The sequence below is a fragment of the Citrobacter sp. wls718 genome, from assembly GCF_005280945.1.
Classification (GTDB): Bacteria; Pseudomonadota; Gammaproteobacteria; order Enterobacterales; family Enterobacteriaceae; genus Citrobacter; species Citrobacter gillenii.
In genome coordinates this window covers 106,337-116,076 of sequence record NZ_SZWV01000106.1, presented here as the reverse complement: position 1 = coordinate 116,076, position 9,740 = coordinate 106,337, and the positions used below count along the sequence as shown (strand labels likewise).

Sequence of the window (9,740 nt, the reverse complement as noted above, 5' to 3'; positions counted from 1 at the left end):
GGAGATTCAGGGGGCCAGTCTAGGCGATATTATGGGCTATTATCGTGTTAAAGCGTCGATGACCGTTCTGATGCAAAATTATTTCCGTACGAAATGTCTGTCTCGTGGTGGAAAAGTATTAACACAATATATTGATTCTCTGCTGAGAGTTCTGGCGGCAGACAATACGCTGACGTTTGAAGAAAAAACCGCCAGTATCGAGCAGGTGTGGATAAATATTGTTCTGCCCGAATTAGGAAAAACACAGTTTGCGCTTAAAAACTATATACTTTACAAATTCTGGGAAAATGATTTTCCTTATATGACCTCGGGAACACCGCTGCGCAGCCTGTATATTATCGTGGCGGAATATTATTTCATCAAACTGCTGGTGGCGGCCCATGCCAAAGAGCAGGGGGCGGTGCACTTGGATGATCTGATCAACGTCATTTATAGCTTTCACTCTTCAAGTCAGCATAACAAGTCAGTGACAGAGGACTTTTATCGCTACATTGAGAATGTGAGAATGGGAGATGATTTGTCTCTGGTCTCTTTGCTGGTATAGCATGTAGCCGGGATGCATCAGTTAGATGCTTTCCGGCTCAATTATTTGATTTTTTAATGGTTTTACATTTCATAGCTTTGTTTATAGCGTTACAAAAGTCAAATAACCCTTCTTTTATAGCCTTATTCCTCCGATAGAACCCCCTGCAGAAACGGATAATCATGCCGATAACTCATTTAACGCAGGGCTGTTTATCGTGAATTCACTGTATACCGCTGAAGGTGTAATGGATAAACACTCGCTGTGGCAGCGTTATGTACCGTTGGTGCGTCACGAAGCATTGCGCCTTCAGGTGCGCTTGCCGGCGAGCGTAGAACTGGATGACCTGCTACAAGCGGGCGGCATCGGGTTATTGAATGCAGTTGACCGATATGACGCTTTGCAAGGAACGGCATTTACCACTTACGCAGTGCAGCGTATTCGTGGGGCTATGCTGGATGAACTACGCAGCCGGGATTGGGTGCCGCGTAGCGTTCGGCGCAATGCCCGCGAAGTGGCACAGGCGATGGGACAACTGGAGCAGGAACTCGGGCGTAACGCGACGGAAACCGAAGTGGCGGAGCGTCTGGCTATTCCTGTGCAAGAATATCGTCAGATGTTGCTTGATACCAATAACAGCCAACTCTTCTCCTACGACGAGTGGCGGGAAGAGCATGGCGATAGTATTGAGCTGGTGACGGAAGAAAATCAGCAAGAAAACCCGTTACAGCAGCTGCTTGATGGCAATTTACGCCAGCGCGTGATGGATGCGATTGACGCATTGCCGGAGCGTGAAAAGCTGGTGCTGACGCTGTACTACCAGGAAGAGCTGAATCTGAAAGAGATTGGTGCTGTTCTGGAAGTAGGTGAGTCACGGGTTAGCCAGTTGCACAGTCAGGCCATCAAACGTCTACGCACCAAGCTGGGTAAGCTATAGGGGGTAATCATTACCCCTGAACAATGCCGCATAACGAATTGACTACCAGGAGTTCTCATGACGGTGCAGCAATCAAAAAGACGGCCTCTAAGCCGCTACCTCAAAGATTTCAAACACAGCCAGACGCATTGCGCCCATTGTTATAAGTTGCTCGACAGGATCACGCTGGTCCGCCGCGGCCAGATTGTGAATAAAATCGCTATTGCCCGGCTCGATACGTTACTGGACGCCGCCGCCTGGGAGCAGGAGAAAAAAGAGTGGGTGGCATTATGCCGTTTTTGCGGTGATTTACACTGCAAGGAACAGAGCGACTTTTTTGACATCATCGGGTTTAAACAGTTTTTGTTTGAACAAACCGAAATGAGCCACGGCACGGTGCGCGAATATGTGGTTCGCCTGCGCCGCCTCGGTAATCATCTGACCGAACAGAATATCTCTCATGACCTGCTGCAGGAAGGCTTCCTCGACGAAAACCTCGCCCCGTGGCTGCCGGAGACCAGTACCAACAACTACCGCATTGCGCTGCGTAAGTATGAGCAGTTCAAAGCGCATGCACCTGTCGGCCAGATGCAGAAATCCTCCTGGACAGCCAGTTCTGATATATATTAAAAACGAATAAGGTGTAACGGAGTCGTGTTTGTAAATAGCGGTAAACGCTCTACACTACTGTCATAAATGATAGTCACTAATGACAATATTCGGGGTAACTATGAAATTAGCACGTCTGGGACGTCAGGCTCTGATGAGTGTAATGGCTGTGGCACTTGTCGCCGGTATGAGCACCAAAACATTTGCCGACGAAGGTCTGTTAAATAAGGTGAAAGAGCGCGGCACGCTGCTGGTTGGTCTCGAAGGGACCTATCCCCCGTTTAGTTTTCAGGGTGATGATGGCAAGCTGACCGGTTTTGAAGTCGAATTTGCCGAAGAGCTGGCCAAACATCTTGGGGTGAAAGCGACGCTGAAGCCGACCAAGTGGGATGGCATGCTGGCCTCTTTAGACTCCAAACGTATTGATGTGGTGATTAACCAGGTAACCATCTCTGACGAACGTCAGAAAAAATACGATTTCTCTACTCCGTATACGGTCTCTGGTATCCAGGCGCTGGTGAAAAAAGGCAACGAAGGCGTGATTAAAACCGCGGCTGACCTGAAAGGCAAAAAAGTCGGCGTCGGTCTGGGTACCAACTACGAAGAGTGGCTGCGGCAGAACGTGCAGGGCGTCGATATTCGTACTTATGATGATGACCCGACCAAATATCAGGATCTGCGTGTCGGTCGTATCGATGCGATTCTGGTTGATCGTCTGGCCGCGTTGGATCTGGTGAAGAAAACCAAAGACACGCTGGCCGTGACCGGTGAAGCCTTCTCCCGCCAGACATCCGGCGTGGCGCTGCGTAAAGGTAATGACGATCTGCTGAAAGCGGTCGATGCCGCCATTGCAGAGATGCAGAAAGACGGTACCCTGAAAGCCCTGTCTGAAAAATGGTTTGGGGCGGATGTGACGAAATAATCGTCATCCGGATAAAAAAGGCGCCTTTAACAGCGCCTTTTTTTATTTCATTGCGCCTGAACGTGCATAATAAAAAGAACATCACAACAACGAATACCGGAGGCTGTATGCCGCTGCATAATTTAACGCGCTTTCCACGTCTGGAATTTATTGGCGCGCCAACGCCGCTCGAATATCTCCCGCGCTTCTCTGATTATCTCGGACGCGACATTTTTATTAAACGCGATGATGTCACGCCAATGGCGATGGGCGGCAATAAGCTGCGCAAGCTGGAGTTCCTGGCGGCAGATGCGCTGCGCGAAGGGGCCGACACGCTGATTACCGCCGGGGCCATTCAGTCGAACCACGTACGCCAGACGGCGGCGGTGGCGGCAAAGCTCGGGCTGCACTGCGTGGCGCTGCTGGAAAACCCGATTGGCACCACGGCGGAAAACTATCTCAGCAACGGTAACCGTCTGTTGTTAGATCTGTTTAATACCCAGGTTGAAATGTGCGACGCGCTGACCGACCCGAATGCACAACTTCAGGCGCTGGCCACACGGATTGAAGCGCAAGGGTTCCGACCGTATGTGATCCCGGTCGGCGGGTCGAATGTGCTGGGTGCGTTGGGCTATGTTGAAAGTGCGCTGGAAATTGCCCAGCAGTGCGAGGGCGCGGTAGCGCTGTCCTCTGTGGTGGTTGCTTCAGGCAGCGCGGGCACCCATGCGGGTCTGGCGGTGGGGCTGGAACAGCTGATGCCCAACGTCGAGCTGATTGGGGTGACCGTTTCGCGCAGCGTCGCCGATCAAAAGCCAAAAGTGGTGACCCTGCAGCAGGACGTGGCTCGTGAACTGGAACTGACCGCGTCGGCGGATATTCTGTTATGGGATGACTATTATGCACCGGGTTACGGCACGCCAAATGAAGAGGGCATGGAAGCGGTGAAACTGCTGGCGCGTCTGGAAGGCATCTTGCTGGATCCGGTGTATACCGGCAAAGCGATGGCGGGCCTGATTGACGGTATCAGCCAGAAGCGCTTCAAGGATGAAGGTCCGGTCCTGTTTATTCATACCGGTGGGGCACCTGCGCTGTTTGCCTACCATCCTCACGTGTAATGGCAAGGTAGAAAAACGCTAATGCAAGAAAGTATCCAACTGGTGATTGATTCACTGCCCTTCCTGCTTAAAGGCGCGGTATTTACGCTGCAGCTGAGTATCGGTGGGATGTTCTTTGGTCTGGTGCTGGGGTTTATCCTCGCTCTGATGCGCCTGTCGCCGCTGCTGCCGGTGCGCTGGCTGGCGCGCGTCTATATTTCTATTTTTCGCGGCACACCGCTGATCGCCCAACTGTTCATGATCTACTACGGTCTGCCGCAGTTTGGCATTGAGCTGGACCCGATCCCGGCGGCGATGATTGGTTTGTCGCTGAACACCGCAGCGTATGCGGCTGAAACGCTGCGTGCGGCTATCTCCTCGATTGATAAAGGTCAGTGGGAGGCGGGCGCCAGTATTGGTATGACGCGCTGGCAGACCATGCGGCGGGCGATCCTGCCGCAGGCGGCGCGCGTGGCTTTACCGCCGCTGAGCAACAGCTTTATCAGCCTGGTAAAAGACACCTCGCTGGCGGCGACAATCCAGGTACCGGAACTGTTCCGTCAGGCGCAGCTGATCACCTCACGCACGCTGGAAGTGTTCACCATGTATCTGGCGGCCTCGCTGATTTACTGGGTAATGGCGACAGTGCTGTCCGCACTGCAGAACTATTTTGAAGAACAACTGAACCGCCAGGAGAGAGAGCCGAAATGAGTGCGATCGAAGTCAGAAACCTGGTGAAAAAATTTCATGGGCAAACGGTGCTGCACGGTATCGATCTTGAGGTAAAACCCGGTGAAGTTGTGGCGATTATCGGGCCTAGCGGCTCAGGGAAAACCACGTTGTTGCGCAGTATTAATCTGCTGGAACAGCCTGAGGCGGGCACGATTAAAGTCGGTGACATTACCATTGATACGGCGCGTTCACTCAATCAGCAGAAAGGGTTGATTCGTCAGCTGCGCCAGCATGTGGGGTTTGTGTTCCAGAACTTTAATTTGTTTCCTCACCGTACGGTGCTGGAAAACATTATAGAAGGTCCGGTGATTGTGAAGGGAGAGCCGAAAGCCGAAGCAACGGCGCGCGCACGTGAGTTGCTGGCAAAGGTGGGCCTGGCGGGTAAAGAGACCAGCTATCCGCGTCGGTTATCCGGTGGACAGCAGCAGCGCGTGGCAATTGCCCGGGCGTTGGCCATGCGCCCGGAGGTGATCCTGTTTGATGAACCAACGTCAGCACTCGATCCTGAACTGGTTGGCGAGGTACTGAATACCATTCGTCAACTGGCGCAGGAAAAACGCACCATGGTGATTGTGACGCATGAAATGAGCTTTGCGCGCGACGTTGCTGACCGGGCGATATTTATGGATCAGGGGCGCATTGTGGAGCAGGGACCTGCAAAATCGCTGTTTACCGCGCCCCAACAACCGAGAACGCGTCAGTTTCTGGAAAAATTCTTAATGCAATAATAACCCTACGGTGCTCACCGAAATAGATTTTTGGTGAGCACAAGCCGCATAACTATTTATTATTACTGCTTTATTATTAACGCTGCGTCGCATCAACCTGCTCTGATTATGCGTAATACTCAAGTAAATCCATTCTTGTCCGATAATCTGCATATATAAAATACATTTATGTGTTAGTTTGTTTCATTCTCATTTGTGATGATTATCAATCTCAGGGACATGACCACTTAGTATGCAGGATCACGATTTCTTCACCTGGCGACGGAGCATGCTGTTACGCTTTCAGGAAATGGCGACGGCAGATGACGTCTATACCGAATTACAACATCAGACACAGCATCTGGAGTTTGATTTTTACGCTCTCTGTGTTCGTCACCCCGTGCCGTTTACCCGACCTAAGACGGCGCTTCATACAACCTACCCCAAAGCGTGGGTGGCACATTATCAGTCCGAAAATTATCTCGCGATTGACCCCGTGCTTAAACCAGAAAACTTCAGACAGGGCCATCTTCCCTGGGACGATACCTTATTTAGCGATGCACAACCCCTGTGGGATGCGGCGCGTAATCATGGTTTACGCAAGGGGATGACGCAATGCTTAATGCTGCCGAACCGGGCGCTGGGCTTTCTTTCCGTCTCGTGTGCGAGTGTGCGTAATGGCCGCTTTGCGCAGGATGAAGTGGAACTCAGAATGCAATTGTTGGTGAGGGAGAGTTTGTCCGTTCTGACGCGTCTGGAAGATGATATGGTGATGGCGCCAGAGATGCGGTTTAGTAAACGGGAGAAAGAAATACTGAAATGGACCGCAGAGGGAAAAACGTCGGCAGAAATAGCGATGATCCTGTCGATTTCTGAAAATACCGTGAACTTCCATCAGAAGAATATGCAGAAGAAGTTTAACGCACCAAACAAAACGCAGATTGCCTGCTATGCTGCAGCGACCGGGCTTATCTGAATAAGTTGTCGTTCTGAGTGTCAGACGCAAAACCGGCTGATTGCAATGCTATCAGCCGGTTTCTTATTACTGGCGGTAGGCCTGTTTAATTTGTTTAACAGTGTTGGAAAATACCGCAGCCTGGGATTGATCTTCAATCTGCGCGATTTGTTTTTCCATCTTAAGAATCACGCGGCCTGCATCGGCTTGTCCCATTGCCTGCAGCATCAGCGTTAACATGGCTTTCAGGCAGGTGACTTCGTTAGCCAGTTCTTGATTATTCTCAGCAGTGGAAAAATCAGGCGTACTCATTTATTTTCCTCGTTATGTCTCTATGAAAAAGTGCGATGGCAAATGTTAAGGCGGCGGAGTATACCATAAGCGCGGCTAAAAATATCAGTGGCTGTTTTTCGCACAAACATTAACCGCGACATTAAAATAAACAAGATGTTGCAGTGCATATATTTTCTCCATTCTTTGTATATTTCGAGTTTTTTACTCGTTAATTGTTGTTACAACTTTGCCCGCCTATTTAGCATTCAACTGAAGAATATGATTTTTTTGTCACCATTTTGAAACAGCGATTCGTATATAAACCCGGCAGAACGCCGTCAGCAGTGAATGTTTCCACGCGGCGTACAATCTAATTTCCAAAAACGAGAGCAAAATCGGAAGACGGATGTTTTTTACATTTCAAAGTTGAGATAAAACCCGTTAACATAGGACCGATTAACTATCGGTAGCGTTATCCCTATTCTGGAGATATTCCTTTGATCAACGTTTTTCTTGTTGATGACCATGAACTGGTGCGCGCAGGGATACGACGCATTCTTGAAGATATAAAAGGCATTAAAGTTGTCGGCGAAGCGTGCTGCGGCGAAGATGCTGTGAAATGGTGTCGCTCAAATTCCGCCGACGTCGTGCTGATGGACATGAATATGCCCGGTATTGGTGGGCTTGAAGCAACACGTAAAATTGCGCGCTCTACGGCTGACATAAAAGTGATCATGTTGACCGTTCATACTGAAAACCCATTGCCCGCAAAAGTCATGCAGGCCGGGGCCGCAGGTTATCTGAGCAAGGGCGCTGCACCTCAGGAAGTGGTTAGCGCCATTCGCTCCGTCTATTCCGGACAGCGCTATATTGCTTCTGATATCGCTCAACAGATGGCGCTCAGCCAAATTGAGCCGGAGAAAACGGAAACACCGTTTGCCAGTTTGTCTGAACGCGAGTTGCAGATTATGCTGATGATCACCAAAGGCCAGAAGGTCAATGAGATCTCGGAGCAGCTGAATCTCAGTCCGAAAACGGTGAACAGCTATCGCTATCGAATGTTCAGTAAATTAAACATTCACGGCGACGTAGAGCTGACTCACCTGGCAATTCGCCATGGCCTGTGTAATGCGGAGACGTTAACAAGCCAGTGACCGAACAGTTTGATGCCAAAGCGTTCCTGAAAACCGTCACCAGCCAGCCCGGCGTTTATCGTATGTACGATGCCGCCGGGACGGTTATCTATGTCGGTAAAGCTAAGGATCTGAAAAAGCGGCTTTCCAGCTACTTCCGCAGCAACCTCGCGTCGCGTAAAACTGAAGCGCTGGTGGCGCTTATTCAGCAGATTGATGTGACGGTGACGCATACTGAAACCGAAGCGTTGTTGCTTGAGCATAACTACATCAAGCTGTACCAGCCGCGCTACAACGTGCTGTTACGCGATGATAAGTCTTACCCCTTTATCTTCCTTAGCGGTGATGCCCACCCGCGCCTGGCGATGCATCGTGGGGCGAAGCATGCCAAAGGCGAATACTTCGGTCCATTCCCTAACGGCTATGCCGTGCGTGAAACGTTGGCACTGCTGCAGAAAATTTTCCCAATTCGTCAGTGCGAAAACAGTGTCTACCGCAACCGCTCGCGCCCTTGTCTGCAATATCAGATTGGCCGCTGTCTCGGTCCCTGCGTCGCCGGTCTGGTGAGCGAAGACGAGTACGCGCAGCAGGTTGACTACGTCCGCTTGTTCTTGTCCGGCAAAGATGATCAGGTGTTAACGCAATTGATCGCCCGGATGGAAAAGGCCAGTCAGAATCTGGAATTTGAAGAGGCCGCGCGTATTCGCGACCAAATTCAGGCCGTCCGTCGTGTCACCGAAAAACAGTTTGTTTCCAACACCGGGGATGACCTTGACGTTATCGGCGTGGCGTTTGATGCCGGGATGGCCTGCGTGCATGTTTTGTTTATCCGTCAGGGAAAAGTGCTGGGTAGCCGCAGCTATTTTCCTAAAGTACCGGGGGGAACGGAACTGGGCGAAGTGGTCGAGACCTTTGTCGGACAGTTTTATTTACAGGGCAGCCAGATGCGCACTTTGCCCGGTGAGATCCTGCTCGATTTTAATCTGAGCGATAAAACGCTGCTGGCCGATTCGTTGTCTGAGCTCGCCGGGCGGCGGATTAACGTCCAGACGAAGCCGCGTGGCGATCGCGCGCGCTACCTGAAGTTGGCGCGTACCAATGCTGCAACGGCGCTGACCACCAAACTGTCTCAGCAGTCCACCATTACACAACGTTTGACGGCGCTGGCATCGGTGCTGAAGCTACCGGCGGTTAAACGCATGGAGTGCTTCGACATCAGCCATACAATGGGCGAGCAGACGGTAGCCTCCTGCGTGGTTTTCGATGCTAATGGACCACTACGTGCTGAATACCGCCGCTATAATATTACCGGCATTACCCCCGGCGATGATTATGCAGCGATGAATCAGGTGCTGCGCCGCCGTTATGGCAAGGCGATTGAAGCAAGTAAGATCCCGGACGTTATTTTGATCGACGGTGGCAAAGGTCAACTGGGGCAGGCGAAAGCGGTATTTGCTGAACTGGATGTGCCCTGGGATAAAAGCCATCCGCTCCTGCTTGGCGTGGCAAAAGGGGCGGATCGTAAAGCTGGCCTGGAAACGTTGTTCTTTGAACCGGAAGGTGAGGGGTTCAGCTTGCCGCCAGATTCGCCTGCGCTGCACGTGATTCAACATATTCGCGATGAATCACACGATCACGCTATCAGCGGACACCGTAAAAAACGGGCGAAGGTGAAAAGCACCAGTACCCTGGAAACCATTGAGGGCGTTGGACCAAAACGTCGACAGATGCTGCTAAAGTACATGGGCGGTTTGCAAGGGCTTCGTAACGCAAGTGTCGAAGAAATTGCAAAAGTGCCGGGTATTTCGCAAGGTCTGGCAGAAAAGATCTTCTACTCGTTGAAACATTAGGCCCTCTGTAGCAACATAGGGGTAATTTCACTGACAACAGATAGTTA

The 9,740-nt window shown here is 51.0% G+C and carries 10 protein-coding genes and 1 pseudogene; 10 read left to right on the top strand and 1 reads right to left on the bottom strand.

Features of this window, described 5'->3' with window-relative positions; genetic code table 11:
* From FDW95_RS21265 to sdiA, 8 genes and pseudogenes are all read left to right on the top strand, one after another.
* Window positions 1-544 (top strand): annotated as a pseudogene (locus FDW95_RS21265) (lysine-N-methylase); the annotation flags it as partial.
* Window positions 545-740: 196 nt separating this feature from the next.
* Complete coding sequence (locus tag FDW95_RS21260) at window positions 741-1,460, top strand: RNA polymerase sigma factor FliA (protein WP_096757498.1); 720 nt, start codon at window positions 741-743, stop codon at window positions 1,458-1,460.
* Window positions 1,461-1,517: 57 nt separating this feature from the next.
* A complete protein-coding gene (gene fliZ, locus FDW95_RS21255; RefSeq protein WP_115258815.1) occupies window positions 1,518-2,069 on the top strand; it encodes a flagella biosynthesis regulatory protein FliZ in 552 nt (183 codons plus the stop codon).
* 100 nt (window positions 2,070-2,169) lie between these two features.
* On the top strand, window positions 2,170-2,970 hold the full coding sequence (gene tcyJ / locus FDW95_RS21250; protein WP_115258814.1) for a cystine ABC transporter substrate-binding protein: 801 nt from the start codon (window positions 2,170-2,172) through the stop codon (window positions 2,968-2,970).
* Window positions 2,971-3,077: 107 nt separating this feature from the next.
* The gene (gene dcyD, locus FDW95_RS21245; RefSeq protein ID WP_115258813.1) at window positions 3,078-4,064 is read left to right on the top strand and encodes a D-cysteine desulfhydrase; all 987 of its coding nucleotides are present in this window, start codon (window positions 3,078-3,080) and stop codon (window positions 4,062-4,064) included.
* Between the two features lie 21 nt (window positions 4,065-4,085).
* Window positions 4,086-4,754 carry a cystine ABC transporter permease gene (gene tcyL, locus FDW95_RS21240; RefSeq protein WP_115258812.1) on the top strand — a complete coding sequence of 223 codons (669 nt, stop codon included), beginning with the start codon at window positions 4,086-4,088 and terminating at the stop codon, window positions 4,752-4,754.
* The gene (tcyN, locus tag FDW95_RS21235) at window positions 4,751-5,503 is read left to right on the top strand and encodes an L-cystine ABC transporter ATP-binding protein TcyN (RefSeq protein ID WP_096757493.1); all 753 of its coding nucleotides are present in this window, start codon (window positions 4,751-4,753) and stop codon (window positions 5,501-5,503) included. The genes tcyL and tcyN overlap by 4 nt, the downstream gene beginning before the upstream one ends.
* Window positions 5,504-5,735: 232 nt before the next feature.
* Window positions 5,736-6,458: a transcriptional regulator SdiA gene (gene sdiA, locus FDW95_RS21230; RefSeq protein WP_115258811.1), complete on the top strand. Its 723-nt coding sequence runs from the start codon at window positions 5,736-5,738 to the stop codon at window positions 6,456-6,458.
* Window positions 6,459-6,524: 66 nt separating this feature from the next.
* On the opposite strand, the gene FDW95_RS21225 is transcribed toward sdiA, so the two are convergent.
* Complete coding sequence (locus FDW95_RS21225; protein ID WP_096757491.1) at window positions 6,525-6,749, bottom strand: DUF2594 family protein; 225 nt, start codon at window positions 6,747-6,749, stop codon at window positions 6,525-6,527.
* 458 nt (window positions 6,750-7,207) lie between these two features.
* On the opposite strand from FDW95_RS21225, the gene uvrY reads away from it, so the two are divergent.
* Entirely contained in the window at window positions 7,208-7,864 is a 657-nt protein-coding gene (gene uvrY / locus FDW95_RS21220) for a UvrY/SirA/GacA family response regulator transcription factor (RefSeq protein WP_096757490.1), read from the top strand.
* Entirely contained in the window at window positions 7,861-9,693 is a 1,833-nt protein-coding gene (uvrC, locus tag FDW95_RS21215; protein WP_115258810.1) for an excinuclease ABC subunit UvrC, read from the top strand. The genes uvrY and uvrC overlap by 4 nt, the downstream gene beginning before the upstream one ends.
* Window positions 9,694-9,740: the final 47 nt, after the last annotated feature.